The sequence below is a fragment of the Bacillus pinisoli genome, assembly GCF_023036475.1.
Taxonomy (GTDB): Bacteria; Bacillota; Bacilli; order Bacillales; family SA4; genus Bacillus_BS; species Bacillus_BS pinisoli.
Map to the genome: position 1 here is coordinate 131,576 of NZ_JAJQKI010000001.1, position 22,534 is coordinate 154,109.

Consider the following 22,534-nt stretch of genomic DNA (forward strand, 5'->3'; position numbering starts at 1 on the left):
AGTCACCAGAACAGTTTATTCGGGGCATAGTTCCTGTGTGTTATACAATCACATGAGCTACGCTCCAGATTTAATAAATATCTCTTATCCTTTGTTGCTCCTGTCGATTCAAGGCTCATGGATTGTAATAGGTAAAGTGAGGTACATCTTGATGGTATTTGGAGAAAATCTCTTAGTTCCTTGTTACTAATAGTGTTGCTAATCAGTAATGAGTAGTCTGATAGTGAATCTATATGAGCTGTTTTTGAATGATCATTACAAGCTGTGCAGTACCACTTCTTTCTTTTCCTTTCCATCGGGATGTAGTTACACGGTGGACAATGCACACCTCTTATTACGTCTTCTTTACGTACACCAAAGCTTTCCGCTGATATAGCTTCATGGGTATGATACTTTAATAAAACGGAGGATAATTTTTTCATATCTTTTGGAGTTATGATTTCTTTTTGATATTTGTCTTTAATAAGGTTCATTCTAAAAGGAAGTTCTGCACGATGGATAATGTTGGATAGTTCGTGAGGAGCGTATTCAGGAGATGCCTTTATTAATGTGTGGGGGTTACTAAACACAATTAAAGATTCAACAGGAATATTAAACTTATGTAGTCGGATTAATTCCATAAGATGTAGTCTCTGACGTTTAATCTGAAGAAGTGGATCTGAGAATGCTTCCTCTACACCGTTGTAAGAACGTATTAGTTGATTAAATTTCTTATCAAAATACACGGTTCCTGCGATATTTTTCACTTCAATGATGACGATGAAAGACTTTGTCACAAGTAGAGTATCTAGTTGGAAAAATTGTTCTCGATTAGGTAGCCTTAAATCATGAAAAATGTAATCTTCTTTTGTGTGTAACTGGCTTAACTCGTAATCAATGGATTGTTCACCTTTTAGTCCAGCCTTTCTCCTCAAACATTCATCTTGTAAGGACTGATATTTTGGATGATGCTTCGGTAATCTTCTAAGAAGAGCCTGTAATGTGTATAGTTTTACAGGAAAAGAACGTTCTTTTTTAATCAATTTATCCACTCCTTTAATTTTTTCATCTTATCTTCTACTTCTATCGTGAATTCTCCTCTATTCTTAGGTATGTTTACTGTGCAAAAGATAGGAATTGCACAGTAAATGGAGATTATTGCACAGTAGTTTTGGTTATTCGCACAGTAGCCAAAAAAAATTGCACAGTAACCCCAATTAATTGCACAAGTCTCCACTTCATCGTCCGTTCTTCACAAAAAAAAAGAAAGACACAAACTCATGCCCTTCTCCTTACTTTAATACTAACTGCTCTCCCATATAATCAATTGTGATCACAGAAGTATCAGCAAGCTCACCAGCTATTAGTTTTCTCGCAAGCTTTGTTTCTATGTGTTTTTGGATAAACCGTTTGAGTGGGCGTGCGCCATAAGTAATATCATACCCTTCCTCAACAATATATCTTTTTGCACCTTCCGTTAATTGGAGTTCAATTTTCCGATCGGTTAACCTTGATTCTAGATCAATAATCATATTCTCAACGATATACCCGATTTCTTGTTTAGTTAACGGCTTAAACAGTATCACCTCATCTAGACGATTTAGAAATTCAGGTCTAAAATGAAGTTTAAGCTGGGACATAACATTTTGGCTCGCTTCTTCACTTTCCACGTCAGTTGCTTCTAGTAATAGCTGAGACCCTATATTTGAAGTCATAATTAAAATGGTATTTTTAAAATCGACTGTTTTCCCATGTGAATCTGTTATTCTACCGTCATCTAAAACTTGTAATAATAAATGAAAAACCTCAGGATGTGCTTTTTCTACTTCATCAAATAAGATAACGGAATAAGGATTTCGACGAACAGCCTCAGTCAATTGTCCTCCTTCTTCATATCCTACATATCCTGGAGGAGCACCAACTAGTCTAGAAACAGCATGTTTTTCCATGTATTCGGACATGTCGATTCTAATCATATGTTCTTCACTATCAAATAGAGCTTCTGCCAGTGCCTTTGCTAATTCTGTTTTCCCTACTCCTGTAGGGCCTAGAAACAAGAAAGAGCCAATTGGCTTCTTCGGGTCCTTAATCCCTGCACGTGCTCGAAGAATAGCATCGGACACTAACGTAACAGCTTCATTTTGACCGATGACTCGTTGATGAAGCAGAGTTTCTAATTGTAGCAGTTTTTCTTTTTCACTTTCTACAAGCTTCGTAAGAGGAATTCCCGTCCAGTTTGAGACAATTTTACTGATTTCCTCTTCTGTAACCTCTTCTTTTAATAGTCGTTGTTGATTGCTTTGCGTGATGGACCGTTCCTCTGCCACTCTAAGATCTTTTTCTAATTGAGGGATTCGCCCATGTCTTAGTTCAGCCGCATGATTCAAATCATATTCACTTTCCGCCGCTTCTAATTCACGTTTTGCCTTTTCGAGTGATTCTCTTAAAGTCTGGACACCTAGGATCGCCTCTTTTTCAGATTCCCACTGCTCTCTCATTTTGTTTGCTTTTTCTTTTAGTTTATCCAACTCGTGTTGAACAGCTTTTAATCTTTCTTGGCTGCCCTCATCCTCTTCATTTCCAAGTGCAGCTTCTTCAATTTCAAGCTTCATCATGCTTCTCATGACTTCATCCAGTTCACTTGGCATTGAATCAATTTCAGTACGAATGGTAGCACAGGCTTCATCAATGAGATCAATTGCTTTATCTGGTAAAAATCTATCCGTTATATAGCGGTTTGAAAGCGTAGCAGAAGCAATGATGGCTTTATCATGAATATTTACGCCATGATGGACCTCAAAGCGTTCTTTTAAGCCACGTAAAATTGAAATAGTATCTTCGACTGTTGGTTCTTTTACTAGTACTTGTTGGAATCTGCGCTCTAGAGCAGGATCTTTTTCAATATACTTTCTGTATTCATCGAGCGTTGTTGCCCCTATACAATGAAGCTCACCTCTAGCAAGCATCGGTTTTAACATATTTCCGGCATCAAGAGCTCCGTCTGTTTTACCTGCCCCGACAATGGTATGAAGCTCATCAATAAATAGTAGGATTTTGCCTTCGCTATTCTTGATTTCATTTAAAACAGCCTTTAACCGCTCCTCAAATTCACCACGATATTTTGCACCTGCTACCAACGCACTCATATCAAGGGAGAAGACTATTTTATTTTTCAGCCCTTCTGGTACGTCCTTTCTCACGATGCGAGCAGCAAGCCCTTCAACGATTGCTGTTTTGCCGACTCCTGGTTCGCCAATGAGTACAGGGTTGTTCTTAGTTTTTCTTGAAAGGATTCTGATCACTCTTCGAATCTCATCATCTCTTCCAATGACAGGATCAATTTTACCTTCACGGACCTCATTAACTAAATCCCGTCCATACTTTTCTAACACTTCATATGTTGCTTCAGGATTTGCACTCGTCACTCTTTGCCCACCTCTAATTTCTTGTATCACTTTTAACAGCCTATCCTTTGTTAGATGAAACTTTTTAAAAATGGGATATACTTCATTTCTCTCGCTTTGTTCTGTGAAGGCAAGTAACATATGTTCTACTGATATATATTCATCCTTGAAAGTTTGTGAATATTCTTCCGCCTTTAAGAAGGATTTTTGAAGAGGACTTGAAATATATACTTTTCCATTCTCAATACCGGTTCCACTAACTCTAGGTCTCTTATGTAATAATTGAGATAATTCTTTCGTAACATATTCTTCATCAATATCTAATCTCTTACATATTGAAGAAAAGATACCCTCACTTTGGCTAGAGAGTATATGTAATAAGTGTAATTGATCCACCTCTGGATGAGAAAGTCTGGCTGCCAGCTTCTGAGCACCTAATAAGCCTTCACGAAGTCGTTCTGTTAACTGATTAGAATTCATGACTATACGCCCCCTCCTCTTTATATATAAGGCCTTCTTTGTCAAAATTGTTGCGGCTTTTACTAGAATATACTGCCTGCTTTACACATTTAATGAGTTGCTTGCACAGCAACATGTATTTTAGAAGAGCCCTATATATGGAAAGCCATCTCAAAAAAAGAGATGGCTTTTTATTAAGGCTTGCGTTTATAGCTCCACTTTCTGTTGTGATTGGAGGTTTCAGGAAAGGTATCTCCAGCCTTTAAATGAATCTGCTTTGGATTCATTACATTACTTCCAGTTTCTCCAATCTCCACATAAATACCGTTATTTGGTGCTTTCTTTCCTGGCATGAACTGACGACTTTGTCCCATCGTGCACCCTCCTTTTTAGTAATTGGGTTGCACCATATATTGTACCCGTTATCGTCTTTTTCTTTCATCTTAAACCAGTCTGTGAACTACTAAATATTGGCTGAAGAAGTTGTTATTATGATTGTATATGAAGGAAGAGACTGAATCATTCCGGAATCCATGCATTCTTATGAAAAAGGATAAAGATCTAACGCTTATCTGTAGCCTTTCCATCGCTTATCCAAATAGAATACATATACGGACAGTCTTTCTTAATCAGCTATTCCCAGTGCAATCTTTGCATAGCGAGACATTTTGTCTTTCGTCCAAGGAGGACTCCAAACAATACTAACTTCCGTCTCCTTCACTTCAGGAAGATCTGCTAATGCTTTCTTTACTTCTTCTGCAATTGTTCCGGCAAGTGGACAACCCATTGAAGTAAGAGTCATCGTAACAGTTGCTACGCCTTGTTCGTCCAAGTCAACTCCATAAACGAGACCTAGGTTAACAATATCAACGTTTAATTCTGGATCATTGACAGTCTCGAGTGCACCCATTATGCTTTCTTCCATCGCTTTATCCATTCTTACTCATCCCCTTTCGCTTTATATTTAGTATAACCAACATTGTTTGTTAGTTTAAATCATATGCTTGCTTTTCCTCATAGCGCAAGCTTGTATTCTTTTTCGTATGATAATAAGAAAAGATAAAGGTTACAATTGGTAAACTCCATAGAAAAATAGCATATAGCAGATAGTCTTTCAATGGTACCCCAAGAACAGTACTGCACATGATGGCAAGGACACTCCACGGTATCATTCCGGCAAATAACATCGATGAATCGGCCATTACACGTGCAAAATCTTTCTGATGATTAGACTGTGACCAATTCGTTAAAAACGTTCTCCCTGTTAAGATAATGGGGAGTGTTTGGTTACATGCCAGTAGTGATATACAAAGTGAAGCAAGCATCGTCTTCCATGTTTGAGTATATAGTGCTTCAGATGGATTTTGCCATTTTGTTAAGATTGACTGAAAAATTTGAAGCGACTCCACAATTCCGTTATACGCACCAGCTAATCCTATAAAGGCAACTAATGGAAGCATCTTCTGTAATCCGCCTCCAGATGCCTCTGTTCCTTCCCAAAATAGGAATATATCAATAGGTTGTTGGTGAAAAAGAATAATGGCTAGTGCAGCGATGATACTCCCCAAAAAACATGTCTTTATTTTCACTCTAAGTACTGCCATAAATAGAAGCAGAATGATCGGAAGCATAACAATTAGGTTTTCATTGATCCAACCGCTGTTGATCATACTTGTTTTTGAGGGCTTCACTATATAGTCAATTAATAAAAAGAATAAGAAAGTTATAGTGATTCCTACACTTCCCGTCTTCCATAGTTCCTTTTGAAATCCTTTTCTGTCTACTTCTATCGTATTGGACAACAATTGATTGGCACTTGAAAAAGGGGATGTCCGGTCACCGACAAATGCTCCTGACACTAATGCGCCAGCTGTTATCTCTAAAGGAAGTCCCAATGTAACTGAAGCTCCTATTAAAGGTATACCGATTGAACTTAGCGTACCCACACTTGTTCCAAGTACCATTGATACAACTAAAGCAATTAAAAAAGCTGAAATGAAAAAGAATTCAGGATGTATGAATAAGAGAATGAGTTGAACCATCCCATCAATGGTGCCAGCTGTTTGCCATGATGGGAGCAATAAACCTACTAACAATAGGATGTACATAACTTCTTTTGTTTTCAAGAAGCCTTGAAAACAAAAGGTCAATATCACTTTCAAATGATTACCCTTTTTTAGACATACAATTAGCAAATAAATAAAACCCGGCAAGAATCCTATTAATAGTAATTGTTTAGCTAAAATGGACCATACAACGCCTGCTAATGTAACAAAAATAATCATGATGATTTCAATAATCGTAAATGGCTTCAACATTACACCTTCTAACTAAAATGATCTTGAAAAGTAGACAGCTTAATTTATTTGACGGTAAACTGGTATAGAGTAAACTAATATGTGTGATAAGGAGAAGCCTATGATTAAACCACATTTAATTGCTGTTGATTTGGACGGCACATTATTAACAGAAGAAAAAGTAATCTCTGACCGTACGAAAATGGTTTTACAAAACGCAATGAATGAAGGACACCATGTTGTCATAGCAACAGGAAGACCTTTTCGTTCTAGCCACAGTTATTACAAGGAGTTAGGTCTAACTTCACCAATTGTTAACTTCAATGGGGCTTATGTCCATCATCCTACATCTTCATCATGGGGTACATATCACTCACCTATAGATATTAAAACAGCTCACTCCATTTTTGAAGCTAGTGATGGCTTCACTATTAAGAATATTTTAGCAGAAGTAATTGATGATGTTTACTTTCATTATGATGATCCTGAACTTATGGATATTTTTAGCACGGGAAGTAACAATATCTCTACAGGGAACTTAAGAGAGACTCTTCTTCACGATCCTACGTCCATTCTCATACACGCAGATGAGCATAAGGTTGGAGAAATTAGAAAGCATTTAACAGATGTGCATGCCGAAGTTATTGACCATCGACGCTGGGGAGCTCCTTGGCATGTTATAGAAATTGTGAAGAGTGGATTAAATAAAGCAGTGGGTCTAAAGCTAGTTGCAGAGCATTATCAAGTACCAAGAGAACGAATTATTGCTTTTGGAGATGAAGATAATGACTTGGAAATGATTGAATATGCAGGGCATGGAATTGCAATGGGGAATGCAATTAATGAGCTGAAAACGCTCTCCAACCATGTGACGAAAACAAATGAAGAAGACGGAATTGCACATTATTTAGAAGAAATCCTTAAGCTAAAAAGAAACTAATATATATCTATACAGATTATTGTTATCCTGTTTTAGAAAATTCTCTCTGGCATAGGTTTAGCCTGTTCGCCGCATGCTATTAATGACGCTTAAGCAATAGCGTTATTATCTTTAAGGGGGAATAGATCATGGGACGCAGTAGTAAATCAAATCGCTTTGTTCAGAAGAATAAAGATTTTGTTACTAAACATGATGAACGATTCCCGTATCACTCAACATTAGCTGAAGCCGAAGCAAAGAAGCTAGAAAATGTTGAAACCAGTTCCTATGGAGGCGTTTAATTATGGCCAATCAGCTTTTTCAAAAAGCACGTGAGACGGTTGCTATAGCCAAACAAGCCGCTAATGGAAATAGTTCTGCAGATGCACAACAAGCTATTTTTGTTGCGAAAAATGCTCTTTCATCAGCCTATGCTAATTCAACTGTAGCCGAACAAGAGCAACTTAGCATGATGCAGAATGAACTGGATGATATACAGTCTCAATAAAGATCACAATTGGGACCTGCAGCTACTACGCTGTAGGTCTCTCTTTTCATATAAAGCCCCTTCTGTTACTATTTAATTATCTTACTACTGGGGAGAAGCAACATTCATGAAGGTAATTACTTTAAAAAATAATACAAATGAACATTACTACCCTATTGACCTTATAGATTCTTCTTTATTCTACTTGTCAAAAGTTACAACCATCTTTCCAGTTGCTGACTTTACTATTTATGAAAAAAACAAGAACCGTACGAAAGAAATTCATACCGTTAAGGATGCTGTAGAATTTCCTTATGAATTTCCTTATGTTAGCTACGCGACTCGGACTGTCTCTTCTAACCAAGTCTTTTATACCTTCTATCGTTTTCATTTACTTAGTAAAGAACTTCATGAAATTGGATCTACTCATTTCCCTTTTGATGCTGAACTCGAAGGAGTGTTTATGACTGATCATGAAGTGATGTTCATCATCAGAAAGATGGATCCATCTAGTTACGAAGATGATGTCACACATTATTTGCTGGATGCAAAAAAAGAAAAACAATTTGTGATTAACGATCACACATTTCATGATGCTATTTCAACACCTACCTTGTTTACCCATAAAGGGGACACCTACTTATTGTTGAACCCTTATTATATGGAAACGTGGGAAAAAGAAGACCATGCTCGATATCATGAATTAAATAAAGAAAAGGAATTTATCGGCGTCATTTCTTTAAAGCAATATATGAAAGATGTGAAGTCAGATTACCCAATACATCCGTTAATTATTGACGAGACGGACCGTAATGGATTCATTCGCGTAATTGCTGAAAATGCAGACTCTATTTATTATATACGGAAAGATTTCCCTACTAATAAAGAAGAACTGATTGAGTTAAATAAGGATGATTTTGGAAAGAGAAGCTATTTACTTCCTAAAGGATTTTCCTATCATTCCATCCGGATTTTTAATGATACAGTTTACTTTGTTTCAACAGAAGAGGATTATTTTTACTCACCTATGAAAAAAGAAATTTTCCGTTTAGAGCACACCTATTTTCAGCATCTTCCGGGTGTAATGAACGTGTATGTCCACTATTTAGATGAGCGTTATATCGTGGCTGATTGCTGGACTAGAAATCATGGTGAAGATCTATTCTATGTAGCAATCGTTGATAAACAAGAACGGAAGATTCAATACTTTGAAGATAAAGCATTAGGCTGTGAAGTGTACGACCAAACAATCGTCATTTATTAAGGCTCTTTTCTGAAACTTTGTTGCTATTAGTACAATTATTCTGAATGTATAACCATTTTTAGAAGCAAATCGAGGTAGAATCAGAAAAGAGCAACTCTCTTTATGTATTTTACACAAAGCAACAATCTATACGAAAACAGCCTTTATTAACTACAAACGAAAGAGAGAAGACAACAGTCTTCTCTCTTTCTTTGTAGAAATAACCTAAAACATCCTGTGGGCCTTTGAGTCACTCTTCGCCTTAATAATCGTTTGGGACATCATTGTATGTCCGTTCACTTGAGAACTAGCGTGCTTCGGTCTGGTCCAATTATGGTGAAACTTTTGAGAATGTGGATCTAAGTGATCTTTATAACTCATACGTAGTCACCTCATCAATAGGATTGTTATTTCTAAATATGATATTACGAGGAATATCTCTTTTAATATGTGAAGTTACATTGAGAATCATACGTACAAAAAGATATTCTATTTGGTTAATTTTAAAAAAATCTCCCTCTCATCTGAGTAGGAAGATTCAACAGTTAAAACTGCTCTAAGGTGACAAAGTAAGAATTTACGATTGACCCATCTTTTGCGCTTCGTTCATAGATATGGGCTGTTACTGTTCCTTCTGTAGGAAGCTGGTCCTTAGGTATGGATATTTTTAGTTCAAAGGAAGACCAGGATGGTGCCCCTTCATTTGCAAAGAAAGGTGTTTCTTTAACCAGCTGATGATGCCCGTCTTCAACGGCGTACATAAAGACAGCTTCAAACACTCTCGCTTCCCCTGTTATGACGTATTCACCATTACTTCCTGCTGCTTTTATATTACGGAACGCAGGATTTTGTTTTTGTTCATCCTGTGACCCTTCTGATTCCGATTTTTCCGTTGCTTGAGCCTCCGCAGATGTTTCAATTGTAAAGCTTCCTTCTGCTGTGAATGGGTCTTTTCCGAGTTTTTCTCCGTTCATTTCGATTGGGATGACTGAGGCAACTACTTGATACTCACCAGGCTCTAAAGTTACTCCCTCTTTTTTATACTCCCATACATCCTTATAAGTGACCGATTCACCAGCTTTAAGTTTTAGCATTTCTAATGCCATGGTGAACATCTTCCCTTTAGAAAATCGATACACCTCTTGCCCACTCTGATCTTTCACTACAACTTCAAATTTTTGACCAGAAGAGAATGTAAACTCGACAGGTTCATCTGCATTATTTTTAAAATTCATGGTAAACCCTACGTTCTCTTTAGTAGGCTTAATATCTAATCCTAAATCAATATCTGCTAAATCAATAGATGGAGAGGTTGTTTCTTTTGACTCTTCATCTGCAGAACCTCCGTTCGTCTCCTGTCGATCCGCTCCACAGCCAGTAAATATAAATAAGAAACTAATGAAAAACATAAAGTACTTCATTTTCATACCTCCTGAGAATGATACTTCTACTAATATGGTCGATTATTAGCAAGAAATGTTACATGGAAACTTACCCATCTTTTCGAAAAAACCCAAACACTCCTGTAGACTGAACGATATTCGTAAAGGCATTTTCATCTACTTCTCTAATCGTTCGTTCAAGATCATAAAGTTCGTATCTTGTTATAACAATCATCATCATTTCTTTTGTTTCATTTGTAAATGCACCTTTTGCAGGTAAGATGGTAATACCTCTAACCAATTTAGATTGAATCGCTTCTTTAAGCTCTTTGCTCTTTTTTGTAATAATCAAGGCTGTCAGTTTTTCGTGTCTTGTATGAATGGCATCTATGACACGTGTTGATACATATAAAGCTACTAACGTATATAATGCTTGCTCCCACTCATATAAAAGGCCCGCTGCGATGATAATGAATGAATTAAGAGTGAAAATATAAACACCAACTGGGCGATCTTTCATTCTTGATAGGACCATAGCTATAATATCGACCCCACCAGTTGATGCACCCCATTTTAAGGTGAGTCCAACACCAACTGCGGCAATCACTCCACCAAACACGGCATTTAATAAGATATCCTCAGACACGGAATAAACTGGGATTAATTCAAGGAAGAGAGTGGTTAATGCCACGCTAATAAAACTGTATAATGTGAACGATTTCCCTACTTTCAGCCAACCTAAGATGGTGACGGGAATATTTAGTATAAACAATAATACACCCGTAGAAATAAAGTAAGGTGTATAGTCTTGAACAAGACTTGCAATGAGCTGTGCAATCCCGGTAAAGCCACTTGCATATACATGAGCAGGAATTAAAAATAAGTTTAACCCTACCGCATTTAATAGTGCGCCTATTATAATGATAACTATTTTTTTACTCTCTCCCAAAATCATGGAAATCCCCCTTATTATCCCTATACTCTTAATGTTACCCAATCAAAAATTTTGAAACAAAAAAATACCTTTTTTGCGAAAAGTTTGTTGTTTTCAGCACGATCCTTATAACGAAATGAAACGACAGGTTATTAAATTTACTAAAAGCAAAAATAAACATTTCATGGAATCATGTAAAACAACAAATAATATTGAATGATAAGTATAAATTAGCAGAAAAGCCCCAATTACATATATAATGCAAGTAGAGGTGATGAAATGATGATAAAGTTACTAACAGATAGTGCATGCGACTTACCAAAAGAATGGCTTGAAAATGAGAAGGTTCATCTCTTTCCTTTAGTCGTTCATTTAGATGGAGAAGATTATTATGATATGGAGACCATTGACTCTTCCTCGGTCTTTGATGCCATGAAGAAAGAGCTTGTTCCTAAAACGTCACAAGTACCACCGACACGTTTTGAGGAAACATTTACAAGATTTGCTGAAGAGAAAGCTGATGTCTTTTACGTGGCGTTTTCTTCTCAACTTTCAGGTACATATCAGACAGCTACCATGATGGCTGACCAAGTAAAAGAAAAATATCCTGACTTTAACATAACGATACTAGACACAAAATGCGCTTCACTCGGTATGGGTCTTGTTGTAGTTAAGGCAGCAGAACTCATTCGACAAGGACTTTCCTACGATGAGGTTGTCGTAGAAACAACGCGTTATGCTAATCAGATGGAACACATTTTTACCGTTGACAACCTTGATTATCTTGCTAGAGGCGGAAGGGTATCAAAAGCGTCTGCATTTGTAGGCGGACTTCTTAACATTAAGCCACTTCTACATATGGAAGATGGGAAGTTAATTCCACTCGAAAAAATTAGAGGTCGTAAGAAGGTCTTACAACGAATGGTAGACCTTATGAAAGAGCGTGGTCAAGATTTCACAGGACAAACAATTGGCATTAGTCATGGTGATGATGAAGAAACTGCACTTTACTTAAAAGATAAAATTAAAGAACAAATTGGATGTGAATCATTTATGATTACTAAAATTGGTTCAGCAGTTGGAGCTCATGCCGGCCCTGGTACCATTGCTCTTTTCTTCTTAAAGTAGACTGTTGTTGTTTAAAACCTTATCAGTTAGATGTGTTTAATATGGTTGATGCTGCACACAATTTTCATAATGGTAGAGGAATGTGACAACATGCAGTTTATCTATACGAAAAGAGCCTTACATAAAGAACGCCCTTTTGAGTTACGCTAATCTCGTACCTTTATTTTGAAAGGAGCATCTCTATGACTAGACATACTAGCGATAATGATAAGAAGGCTTTTGACAATAACGCAAAGCGTGCCCAAAAGAATGCAGAACGTGAAGAAAATCGCCAAAAGGGTAAGCGTCAATATTCAAAGCAAACAGATCACTTGTAGAAAAGAGTAAACTGCCTACAGATTTAACACACAAAAAGCTTGGCCCAGTGCCAAGCTTTTTACATGCCTGTATTAATATCAGCTGTACAATTGGGACATTTTGTTGCCTTAAGAGGAATGGTTGTAATACAGTAAGGACACTCTTTATTGGTTGGCTGTGTAGAGGCTTGTTCTTCTTTTCTTTTCATCCTATTAATTTGCCTGATTACAATGAAGATGACAAGGGCTGTAATTAAAAATTGAATGATGTTATTAATGAACACTCCGTAGTTAATCGTTGCTGCTCCTGCATCCTTCGCTTCTGCGAGTGTATTGTACTCTTCTGATCCTAATGTAATGAACAAATTAGTAAAATCTACTTTTCCTAGCAACATCCCAATAGGGGGCATGACGACATCATTAACTAGAGAGGAGGTAATCTTATTAAATGCTCCACCAATAATGACCCCGACTGCTAAATCGATAACATTTCCTTTTACAGCGAAGTCTTTAAATTCCTTTACAAATCCCATTTTCATCTCTCCTTCCTCTTTTACTATGTACAAAAAAGGCCAGCATTATTTCGCTGACCTTTTCCTATTACTTTAATTTAAATTGTGATAAAACTGAGTGTAATTCGTTTGTAAGCTCATTCATAGCTTTTACTTTATCAGCTAGCTTTCCAAACGCTTGTAGCTGCTCGGTAGTGGATGCTGAAATCTCTTCACTTCCTGCCGCTGATTGTTGGACAACAGAGCTAATATTGCCTACTGATTCTAATACTTGATCACCAATTGACTTAGAATGCATCATACCCTCTACAAAACCTTGAATATGGGACGAAATTCCTTGTACCTTTTGGTCAATGTTTTCAAATGCTTCTTTTGTGACGAGCATTGATTGTTCTTGCTTTTGTGATAAGTCAACACCTTGATTAACTGCTTGTATGATATCTGTTAACCCAGTTTGGATTTGATCGACCATACTGAAGATTTCAGAAGTTGCTCTTGTTGATTCTTCCGCAAGCTTTCGTACTTCATCGGCAACAACCGCAAATCCTTTTCCAGCTTCCCCGGCTCGGGCTGCTTCAATCGCTGCATTTAATGCTAGTAAATTCGTTTGACCAGCAATAGATGAAACCGAAGTCGCCATTTCTTCAATCTTGCTAGCATAACCAGCAAATTCTTTTGTCGCTTTTTCAATTTTATTTGTTGAGTTCGTATTTTCAGATAGTAGAAGACGTTGTTCTTCCATCGCACTACGTCCAGACCTAATTGACTCAACAGTTTCTACACTATACGCAGCCGTTTGCTTAGAAGACTCAAGATTTTTCTCGAACTCTTGATCGAGCTGTTCGACTAATTGAACAGATTGCTGTAGGTCTTCAGAGATTGCTTGTGAACCTGATGATAGTTCATCTGTTGAAATAGCTACTTGATTACTTATTTCAATGAGAACATTATTTTCATCTTCTATTTCACCTGCAAATTGTTCTACTCTTTTACTTACTGCTTCAACCGAACCAATGAGCCCACGAAGCTGTTCAACCATCATTGAGAAAGATTGATTTAACTCTCCAATTTCATCATTTTTCCTATAATTAACTTCCTCAACTACAAGGTCCCCTTCGGCAATCTTTCTAGCGTTTTGTGTTAAAAGCTGAAGAGGTCTAGTAATAGAAATAGTCAAACGGTAGCTTAATAGAATAGATGTAATAATAAGAACGATAGACCCTACAAGAGCAACAAGTATGACTGTTTCAATTTTCTTTTTTAATGTTTCTTGTAATTCATCATAATACGTTGACGCATATAAGTTTAAAAGATGTAAGTCATTAATTACGCCATCTGTACGTATGGACTGTCTCTTCACTTCAGAAGCATCATTATTTTCAAGTGCTAACTCCGCTTCAGATTGTACTTTTTCATACTTTACCTTCGCTTTATTAAGAACTTCATTCATGTGTGGAATCGAGCTTACCTTTTCGACCTGACTAAAACGATCCGCAGTAAGTATTAATTGATTAGTAGCTTCTAATTTGTTTCCTTCAGTCATATTAAATGAGAAGTTATTCAAACTTTGCTTCGTAATCTTCATCTCTGCATCAAGCTCTTCTACCGCTAGTAAAAAAGGAACAAAGTCAGTATTAGATTTTTCGATTTCAATCATTTTCACTATGATATAACCTATCATGGCAATAGCTAGCACTAAGCCAATCATAGATTGCAACATAAGTTTCTTTTTTAAGTTCATTCTTACACCTCCTCATTATTGATGAATTGTTGTTGTTCCTGAAATAATATTCTCTTTATAGCTGTCGATCACTTGTAATTCTTGCTCAGTAAAAGGAATGATTCGAATAGGAGCTAAATCTACTCCATTTTCTTTTAACCCAAGTTCAACATGCCCAGTAGGCAGCTCACCATTTTCTACAAATGCAGAGATTACTTGATAAAGAGCTACGTCTACATTTTTAAGCATAGAGGTAATGACCGCTTTTTCCGCATAAAAATATTGATCACTATCTACACCAATGGCAAACACCTGACTAGTTTGTGCTTCACGTAATACGCCAACTCCTGTAAATCCTGCCGCTGCATATAAGACATCCGCACCATTTCCAATCATGTCACGTGCCATCGTAGCACCAAGTTGATCGTTACCGAAGTCACCTGCATATTCAACCATTACTTCAATTGCTGGATTAATCGACTTGGCTCCTTGTAAAAAGCCATTTGCGAACTTGTTAATAAGCGGAACATCAGCCCCACCAATAAATCCCAGCTTATTTGATTTCGTTGTTAAAGCAGCTGCCACACCAGCTAAAAAGCTGCCTTCATCTTCTTTAAAAGTAATAGATGTAATATTGCTAAGCTCAGATACAGAATCTATTAAAATAAATTTTTGCTCAGGGAAATTTTTAGCAACTTTTTCTATATCCTCTTGCACCATAAAGCCTAGTCCTACCACCACATCATTTCCCGCCTCAACAAGCTCCGTTAAACCAGCTTCATACGTACCGGTTTCACTTAACTCACGGTAATCAAATAATATTCCTAACTCATCTCTTGATTGTATTAATCCTTGAAAAGCTGAATCTGAAAAAGATTGGTCACCCAAGCCTACATCAGACAGCATAATTCCGATTTTAATTCGATTTACTTCTTGTGAGTTCAGTTGATTTACAGATGTACAACCTGAAAGAATCAAAGCTAAAATCAACAATAGAGGTAAAAGCTGTCTCCTCATATCTTCACTCCCTTTTTATATTCACATAGAACATATCGACACATTTCGACCTGTCTGAAGGAATTCTTAAGAAGTAAAAATTGTCAAAATAATATAGAATTTAGTTTTCGTTAAAATTCCAAAAGCATGATCTTGTTACTATCATCTACTTTTCATCTAGTTTCTCTTTACTAAATTTTTTAACACGGCTTGTTTTACAACAAATTTAATAAGTAACAAAGTATTAGAAAAAGAGCCATAAAAAATAGACTACTGATTAAACAGTAGTCTAAACACATTTATTTTCTAGAACTAAAATAGGTCCAGCCTTCTTCTTGGTATACTTTATCTTCTTTCATGAGTTTTCCTAATGCCCTCTTGAAAGCACTTTTACTCATATCAAACCTAGCTTGAATATCTTCGCTGTTGCTTTTATCCCAATATGGCATAGCCCCACCGCGGCCTTCCATGTATTCATAGATTACCTTTGCATCTTCATCCATTCCTTCGTGCGCTCTTGGTAATAAGGATACATTGACAGTTCCATCTTCTTTCACATCTATAATTCTTCCTTCAACGGTCTGACCAAGTCTTGGCTCTACTCTACGTTGAGAATCATGGATAAATCCAATATATTTCTCTTCAGTAAAGATATAGGAACCAACCTTAACCGTACGATAGATAATTCCGCGAACATTTTTGTTAAAAGCCTGTCTTGATGCATCTAATGACAGTTCGTGAATAACCGGTTCAGTCGCTAGCTTTCCAAAAAGTCGACCGTTACGATCAAGTTTTAAACTACAGTAAAGCTGATCACCTTCTTCTGGCCATACCTCTTCAAACAGAGGGAGATCATCCTTTGACACTAGCATATCCTTTGTTAATCCAATATCAATAAATACACCCAAACCATAGTTCACCCCAACTACATTTACCCACTCATAGTTGTCCATTGTAATCTTCGGGGTCTTCATCGTCGCGACCGGTCTACCCTCATGATCATGGTAAACAAAAACCTCTATATGATCATCTAGATCTATCTCTCCTATTATTTCACCATTTGGAAGTAATACTTCCTCTTGTTCATCTTCATCTGTTACATAAAATCCAAAGTCCACTTCACGATTAACATAGAGCTTTTGGATGATTCCTGGATTAATTGACATTATGTACCCACCTTCTAAAAATCTTTCTACCTTTCATTGTTACCATTTCGCACCATTATATCACTAAAATCATCAGTGGGTAGTAATTTAAATGCTCAGAGTTGTTTTAAAAGGTGGAAATTTTGTACAATATGTACATGAAATGTATTGTGGAGGGGATTGCATGTCAAAAGAAAGCTCATTTGATATTGTATCAAAGGTAGAATTACCTGAGGTGACAAACGCGATTAGTATTGCCATGAAGGAGATACAAACGCGATATGATTTTAAAGGAAGTAAAAGTGATATCTCACTTGATAAAGAAGAGCTTGTATTAGTATCTGATGACGAATATAAGCTTGAGCAATTAAAGGACGTACTAATCAGCAAACTAATTAAAAGAGGCGTTCCTACTAAAAATATTGATTATGGTAAAATTGAAAAAGCATCTGGTGGAACCGTTCGTCAAAAAGCAAAATTAGTTCAAGGCATTGATAAAGAAAACGCAAAAAAAATCAACACGCTTATAAAAAATTCCGGTTTAAAAGTTAAGAGCCAGATCCAAGATGATCAAATTCGTGTTACGGCAAAGTCACGTGACGATTTACAAGCCATCATAGCAGCCGTTAAACAAGCTGATTTAACAGTGGATGTACAATTTTTGAACTACCGATAACAGAGAATTCGTCTCTGTTATTTTTTTATGACTTTGGCATACTAATTCTAGAACTTTTAGGAGGAGATTAGTATGAGTAATAATAATCAATCGAAGCAAACCCTTCCTCCCCAGCATCAAAACCGACAGCCGGGGATTGAGTCAGAAATGAATCCTTTACCAAAATCAGTGTCTTCTACATACAAAGGAAGTGGTAAACTACAAGGAAAGACCGCTATGATTACAGGAGGAGATAGTGGGATTGGTAAATCTGTGGCCATCTACTTCGCGAAAGAAGGAGCGAATGTAGCCATTGTCTATTTAGATGAACATGAAGATGCACACACAACCAAACAGTTAGTGGAAGCTGAAGGCGTTCAATGTATTCTTTTACCTGGTGATGCAGGAGTCGAATCATTCTGTCAAGACGTCGTCAAACAAACGATGAATGTATTTGGTGGCATTGATATTGTCGTGAATAATGCGGCCGAACAGCACCCTCAAAAAAATCTTGAAGACATTACAGCAGAACAACTAGAAAAGACATTCCGCACGAATGTGTTTTCCTTCTTTTACCTAACAAAAGCAGCATTACCACATATGAAAAAAGGTAGCTCCATTATTAACACCACGTCTATTACTGCCTATGACGGTCATGAAAAACTAGTAGATTATTCGTCTACGAAAGGTGCAATCGTGACATTTACTCGATCATTGTCTAAACAAGTAATTAATAGAGGTATTCGTGTGAATGCTGTCGCTCCTGGACCGATATGGACACCGTTGATTCCTTCGACCTTCACAAGTGAAGAGGTATCTACGTTCGGAGGAGACACGCCGATGAAACGCCCTGGACAACCTTCTGAATTAGCACCTAGTTATGTATTTTTAGCTTCGGAGGACTCTTCTTATATGTCTGGACAGGTGTTACATGTGAATGGTGGGAAAATTGTAAATGGATAGAGAAAAGGATGATGACTTGTAGTAGTCATCATCCCTTCTTACTTTCTAGGTGTATTATCTTCCACGATTAAAATATGGCTTAGGTGGGTCAACTGCTAAGACCTTTGCTCCGTTAATATTCACCCAAGCATATGAATGGTTTACTTCAAGGCCAGTAGTACTAGTTAACGTGTTGTGCACATCTTCTTGCAATTGAAAAGTTGCATCTCCTGTGCTATCTGAGAACTGTAGATAATCACCTAGAAAATTAATATTCACATTAAGATCCCCACTTGAATCATAGGCAGCTGACGACGTTGTACCTCCAACTGTCAAACCTCCAATTAATAATGCTGCAGCAACTAAAATCTTTTTCATTTTCTCTCTCTCCTTTTTATATTTCTTTTTCTAATGATAAGAAAATATCAACGACATCAGGGTGATACAAAGTCTCTCTACAATTCTTAATTTCTGTTAGTGCTTCTTCTTTAGACATCCCTTTTCGATAGACTCGATCAGTCGTCATGGCGTCATAGGAGTCCACCACCGCTACTATAGAAGATCCCATAAGAATGTCTTCTTTTTTTAATGCATACGGATAACCTGAACCGTTGTAGCGTTCATGATGTTGCTCAACAATGGCAGCTGCCTCCATAAGGATGGGAAAATTCGTTTCTTCCATCATAATTCTTCCATAAGTAGGATGAGCTTTCATGATGGTCCATTCTTGTTCCGTTAACTTACCAGGTTTATTTAACACATGATCAGGTACTTTCACTTTTCCTAAGTCATGTAAGTAAGAACCAATATTAAGTTGATGCATTTCTTTAGAGCTTAGGTTCATATTTTCCCCGATTAACATGGAAAGATTTAAAATACGGCTACAATGGTCAGAAGTATAACCATCTTTTTGCTCCACTTCATCAGCAATATTTTTAAATTTATGTAGAATATTACTATAGTGATGGAATACTGGTTGAGATGTCACATAGAGGAATTCTGTATCTACTGTCGCGTAAAATAAGCAATCTTTTTGAATGGGAGCTGCTTTTACATAATCACCCTTCTTCACTACCATCTTGGTGTTATTCAAAGTAACTAATAGCTCACCCTCAATCACATAAATAAATTCAAGGGCGTTCCAACCATCGTCAGGTCCCATTCCCCATCTAGCATCCTTTTTTAGCTTATGGCTAATAACTTCAGTTCCATCAAAGGATGCCATTAGGTCAACTGTCATGTAGGGTTCACTGACCGATTCAATTACCTCTCCAGCTTTACTAAAAGTCAACCCAAAATCCTTAAAGATCATGTGGAGACGCCTCCGGTTAAAAAATAAAAACCCCTCTATATCATAATAAAGGGGCTTTAATACTAGATTAATGCTCGCTTGTAACTGGCTGGCTAGTTTTTCAAAAAAATGTAGCCCCTATAGCTTTGCGTCCTATCATTTCTGATAGTTTGCCCTTTACGAAATATATTCAATTATAGGTCTTTGTAATTATAAATTAGTATAAATATACTATAAAAATAATAGAGTTAAAAGTAAAGTTGTTTTTATCGACATATATAACAAATTAGTGACAAAATCCTTCATTTTTCTCTACTTAGAACTCTATTATTGTTTTGTTTGGTATTATGACGGGTTCGTTGACCATAATCCTGCCGATTTTACAAACACACGGCGATTTAGCTTTAATTGAGACACAATTAACTCTGCTAAATCTTCTGGCTGCATGAATTTCTCGGTATTATTTTCATTAATTAAATTTGTATCAAAAGCTAAATCAGTGGCTACTGTACTTGGTGTTAAAGCAGTTACACGAATATTATGCTTCCTTACTTCTAACATTAATGATTCTGTTAAACCGAGAACAGCAAATTTGGATGCACTGTATGCGCTTGTCACAGGTGCTCCTTTCTGCCCTGCTGAAGAAGAAATATTAATAATGTCACCTGACTTTTGTTCAATCATACCTGGAAGAACAGCTCTTGTGACATTATAAACACCCATTACATTTACGCGAATAATGTTCTCCCATTCTTCTGGTGTTAGATCCAAGAAGCCGCCGAATTTTGCAGTACCAGCATTGTTAACTAGTATATCAATTGAACCAAGGTCACCTTTAATATGTTCGACTGCACTATGTACGGATTCAAGATCACTTACATCACATACTGCGGCAGATGCGTCCACGCCAAATTCGGAAAGTTCCTCTACTACCTTTTCAAGATTACTCATTGTTAGTCCTACTAGACCTACATTTACTCCCTCTTTTGCAAGTGCAATCGCTGTTGCGCGACCAATTCCTCTACCTGCACCTGTAATAAGTGCTGTTTTTCCTTTTAAGTTTTCCAATGTTTTTAGCCCCCTTCTAAATTCACCTTACTAATATACCCTTCTCTGTTACTCTAAATCGTGAAAATTACATACCTTAACGTTAACCTTTGGATCGTTTAGATTTTCTTCTCACGAACCATATAAATAGACCAAACGCTGTCCAAACCCCTACCATGCCTAAAATAAACGGCCAGTTAATACCTGTTCGTTCAGATAGCATATATATATTCGCCGTTTCACGGTCCATCGTCACCATGAATTTTCCATTAGTTGACCTAACAACTTCATCGTTTAGTAAGGCACGTAACTCTAGATCCTCACCAATTGCTGCTACTGGTATTTCAGCGGTCAACGTTTCGTTCGCATTATTGATTGCTACAATTGTGGACTCACCCTTATAACTTCGTTTGAAGATTGCCATACCTTTTTCATTTTCAAAAAGTAGTTCAAAATCACCATTACGCAGTGAGGAGTGATGCTTTCTTATTTCTGATAGCTTTGCAATATAATCAATAATCACTTTATCCGAACGAAATGCCATCATTCTGTGATTATCCGGTACTTCTCCGCCATCTAATGCAATTTCAGTTCCATAATAGACCATAGGTATTCCTGGTGCTCCGTATAAATAGGTTAAGGCTAGTTTCAGCCTTGTTTCAGGATTTTGCTTCTTCTCCACAATCTCCCTTGTAAATCGTACAGTTTGATCATGATCAATAAAATTCCCTACTAGTAAAGGTTCTTCTACCTCGGTCTTTACATCCATCCAATTCTCATACAATCCTGTTAAAGGCTGGTCTCCTTCACGAAACACAACGGTTGCCTCTTCATAGAATAGGTTGTTCTGAAAAGAGTCAAAGGCATTTTCAGCATGTCCTTGATCACCGATTAACAGTAAATTTTCTTTTGCTCGCTTTACTTCCGTGACAAAGGTTTTCCAAAATACTTCCGGTGCCAAATCAGCATTAACGAATCGATAGCCGTCAATATCTGTCTCTTCTATCCACCATTTTGCCATATCTATAAGATATTGTTGTACCTCAGGGTTTGTATGAACAAGTTGTGGTAAATCAGTGACGAAAAGATCTCCTTCACCATTGGTGGTGTACCAACCTGCTTTTTCAGAGTCTTCTAACCAAGGATGAGTAGAGATAATATGAGTGATTGGTAGATCCACAATGATACGTATCTCTTTCTCGTGAGCCGCTTGTACTAATAATTTAAATTCCTCTAACGTACCAAAATGCTCGTCTACTTCATAATAGTCTTGTGGCCAGTAGCCATGATAGCCATTCGCTCCATTATCCACAACCGATGATAGAGAAATGGTAGTAAACCCTAACTCTTTTATGTAATCAAGCTGTTCCATAATCCCTTTAAAGTCACCACCATGATAAGCCAAAGGGTCTTGGATTGTAACATCAATATCGTTACTTAAATCCCCATTATAAAAGCGATCGATTGTAATGGAGTAAATGATTTCATCTTGCCAATTTCGTTCTTCTTTTTCAACAGCCCCTACATGGCTACAAAAAAGAAAGAACGGAATAAGCAACATTAGTACCTTCTTGCTCAAAGTCCGTTCCTCCTAGTGTTAGATCTTTTATTTACTAGATTAGTCATACCTCTAGTTAATTAAACCTCTTACATTATACATAGTTTTTTAGGAATGACAAAGTATAATGCCCACTAAGG

General features: G+C 37.0%; 24 protein-coding genes and 1 riboswitch. Of the genes, 8 read left to right on the forward strand and 16 right to left on the reverse strand.

Annotated features, from left to right (window positions below; genetic code table 11):
* Positions 1–2 precede the first annotated feature (2 nt).
* From LT143_RS00735 to LT143_RS00755, 5 genes are all read right to left on the reverse strand, one after another.
* On the reverse strand, positions 3–1,022 hold the full coding sequence (locus LT143_RS00735; RefSeq protein ID WP_246938627.1) for a nuclease-related domain-containing protein: 1,020 nt from the start codon (positions 1,020–1,022) through the stop codon (positions 3–5).
* A 249-nt stretch (positions 1,023–1,271) separates the two neighbouring features.
* A complete protein-coding gene (clpB, locus tag LT143_RS00740) occupies positions 1,272–3,863 on the reverse strand; it encodes an ATP-dependent chaperone ClpB (protein ID WP_246938628.1) in 2,592 nt (863 codons plus the stop codon).
* A 173-nt stretch (positions 3,864–4,036) separates the two neighbouring features.
* On the reverse strand, positions 4,037–4,216 hold the full coding sequence (locus tag LT143_RS00745) for a YjzC family protein (protein WP_246938629.1): 180 nt from the start codon (positions 4,214–4,216) through the stop codon (positions 4,037–4,039).
* Between the two features lie 251 nt (positions 4,217–4,467).
* The gene (locus LT143_RS00750) at positions 4,468–4,779 is read right to left on the reverse strand and encodes a metal-sulfur cluster assembly factor (RefSeq protein WP_246938630.1); all 312 of its coding nucleotides are present in this window, start codon (positions 4,777–4,779) and stop codon (positions 4,468–4,470) included.
* A 49-nt stretch (positions 4,780–4,828) separates the two neighbouring features.
* Positions 4,829–6,157, reverse strand: coding sequence for a Na+/H+ antiporter NhaC family protein (locus tag LT143_RS00755; protein WP_246938631.1), 1,329 nt, complete (start codon positions 6,155–6,157; stop codon positions 4,829–4,831).
* A 103-nt stretch (positions 6,158–6,260) separates the two neighbouring features.
* On the opposite strand from LT143_RS00755, the gene LT143_RS00760 reads away from it, so the two are divergent.
* From LT143_RS00760 to LT143_RS00775, 4 genes are all read left to right on the forward strand, one after another.
* Positions 6,261–7,079 (forward strand): Cof-type HAD-IIB family hydrolase, encoded by an 819-nt coding sequence (locus LT143_RS00760; RefSeq protein ID WP_246938632.1) that lies wholly within the window; start codon positions 6,261–6,263, stop codon positions 7,077–7,079.
* A gap of 128 nt (positions 7,080–7,207) precedes the next feature.
* On the forward strand, positions 7,208–7,360 hold the full coding sequence (locus LT143_RS00765) for a hypothetical protein (RefSeq protein ID WP_246938633.1): 153 nt from the start codon (positions 7,208–7,210) through the stop codon (positions 7,358–7,360).
* Between the two features lie 2 nt (positions 7,361–7,362).
* The gene (locus LT143_RS00770) at positions 7,363–7,566 is read left to right on the forward strand and encodes a DUF3813 domain-containing protein (protein WP_246938634.1); all 204 of its coding nucleotides are present in this window, start codon (positions 7,363–7,365) and stop codon (positions 7,564–7,566) included.
* A 106-nt stretch (positions 7,567–7,672) separates the two neighbouring features.
* Positions 7,673–8,809: a hypothetical protein gene (locus tag LT143_RS00775; protein ID WP_246938635.1), complete on the forward strand. Its 1,137-nt coding sequence runs from the start codon at positions 7,673–7,675 to the stop codon at positions 8,807–8,809.
* A gap of 204 nt (positions 8,810–9,013) precedes the next feature.
* On the opposite strand, the gene LT143_RS00780 is transcribed toward LT143_RS00775, so the two are convergent.
* From LT143_RS00780 to LT143_RS00790, 3 genes are all read right to left on the reverse strand, one after another.
* A complete protein-coding gene (locus tag LT143_RS00780; RefSeq protein WP_246938636.1) occupies positions 9,014–9,169 on the reverse strand; it encodes a YpzG family protein in 156 nt (51 codons plus the stop codon).
* Positions 9,170–9,333: 164 nt separating this feature from the next.
* Entirely contained in the window at positions 9,334–10,209 is an 876-nt protein-coding gene (locus LT143_RS00785; RefSeq protein ID WP_246938637.1) for a BsuPI-related putative proteinase inhibitor, read from the reverse strand.
* Positions 10,210–10,279: 70 nt separating this feature from the next.
* A complete protein-coding gene (locus tag LT143_RS00790) occupies positions 10,280–11,125 on the reverse strand; it encodes a YitT family protein (RefSeq protein WP_246938638.1) in 846 nt (281 codons plus the stop codon).
* 258 nt (positions 11,126–11,383) lie between these two features.
* Here LT143_RS00790 and LT143_RS00795 point away from each other — a divergent pair, with 258 nt between their 5' ends.
* Together LT143_RS00795 and LT143_RS00800 are read left to right on the forward strand one after the other, a co-directional pair.
* The gene (locus LT143_RS00795) at positions 11,384–12,232 is read left to right on the forward strand and encodes a DegV family protein (protein ID WP_246938639.1); all 849 of its coding nucleotides are present in this window, start codon (positions 11,384–11,386) and stop codon (positions 12,230–12,232) included.
* A 182-nt stretch (positions 12,233–12,414) separates the two neighbouring features.
* A complete protein-coding gene (locus tag LT143_RS00800) occupies positions 12,415–12,549 on the forward strand; it encodes a DUF3941 domain-containing protein (RefSeq protein ID WP_246938640.1) in 135 nt (44 codons plus the stop codon).
* 59 nt (positions 12,550–12,608) lie between these two features.
* Here LT143_RS00800 and mscL read toward each other — a convergent pair whose 3' ends face one another.
* The 4 genes from mscL to LT143_RS00820 form a co-directional block, all read right to left on the reverse strand.
* Positions 12,609–13,061: a large conductance mechanosensitive channel protein MscL gene (gene mscL, locus LT143_RS00805; protein WP_246938641.1), complete on the reverse strand. Its 453-nt coding sequence runs from the start codon at positions 13,059–13,061 to the stop codon at positions 12,609–12,611.
* A gap of 67 nt (positions 13,062–13,128) precedes the next feature.
* A complete protein-coding gene (locus LT143_RS00810; RefSeq protein ID WP_246938642.1) occupies positions 13,129–14,781 on the reverse strand; it encodes a methyl-accepting chemotaxis protein in 1,653 nt (550 codons plus the stop codon).
* Between the two features lie 15 nt (positions 14,782–14,796).
* The gene (locus LT143_RS00815) at positions 14,797–15,777 is read right to left on the reverse strand and encodes a BMP family lipoprotein (protein ID WP_246938643.1); all 981 of its coding nucleotides are present in this window, start codon (positions 15,775–15,777) and stop codon (positions 14,797–14,799) included.
* Between the two features lie 278 nt (positions 15,778–16,055).
* Positions 16,056–16,922, reverse strand: coding sequence for a CvfB family protein (locus tag LT143_RS00820; protein ID WP_246938644.1), 867 nt, complete (start codon positions 16,920–16,922; stop codon positions 16,056–16,058).
* Between the two features lie 163 nt (positions 16,923–17,085).
* Between LT143_RS00820 and LT143_RS00825 the strand changes: the two genes are divergently transcribed.
* Both LT143_RS00825 and LT143_RS00830 read left to right on the forward strand, forming a co-directional pair.
* Positions 17,086–17,577 (forward strand): YajQ family cyclic di-GMP-binding protein, encoded by a 492-nt coding sequence (locus tag LT143_RS00825; RefSeq protein WP_246938645.1) that lies wholly within the window; start codon positions 17,086–17,088, stop codon positions 17,575–17,577.
* 72 nt (positions 17,578–17,649) lie between these two features.
* The gene (locus tag LT143_RS00830; RefSeq protein WP_246938646.1) at positions 17,650–18,519 is read left to right on the forward strand and encodes an SDR family oxidoreductase; all 870 of its coding nucleotides are present in this window, start codon (positions 17,650–17,652) and stop codon (positions 18,517–18,519) included.
* Positions 18,520–18,573: 54 nt separating this feature from the next.
* Here the strand turns inward: LT143_RS00830 and LT143_RS00835 are convergent, their stop codons facing one another.
* The 4 genes from LT143_RS00835 to LT143_RS00850 form a co-directional block, all read right to left on the reverse strand.
* On the reverse strand, positions 18,574–18,876 hold the full coding sequence (locus tag LT143_RS00835; RefSeq protein ID WP_246938647.1) for a hypothetical protein: 303 nt from the start codon (positions 18,874–18,876) through the stop codon (positions 18,574–18,576).
* 16 nt (positions 18,877–18,892) lie between these two features.
* On the reverse strand, positions 18,893–19,810 hold the full coding sequence (locus LT143_RS00840; RefSeq protein WP_246938648.1) for an HD domain-containing phosphohydrolase: 918 nt from the start codon (positions 19,808–19,810) through the stop codon (positions 18,893–18,895).
* Positions 19,811–19,886: 76 nt separating this feature from the next.
* Positions 19,887–19,974, reverse strand: a riboswitch (cyclic di-GMP riboswitch).
* Positions 19,975–20,134: 160 nt separating this feature from the next.
* Positions 20,135–20,857, reverse strand: a complete 723-nt coding sequence (locus tag LT143_RS00845) for a 3-ketoacyl-ACP reductase (RefSeq protein WP_246938649.1) — start codon at positions 20,855–20,857, stop codon at positions 20,135–20,137.
* Between the two features lie 82 nt (positions 20,858–20,939).
* Positions 20,940–22,415, reverse strand: a complete 1,476-nt coding sequence (locus LT143_RS00850; RefSeq protein ID WP_246938650.1) for an alpha-amylase family glycosyl hydrolase — start codon at positions 22,413–22,415, stop codon at positions 20,940–20,942.
* Positions 22,416–22,534 lie beyond the last annotated feature (119 nt).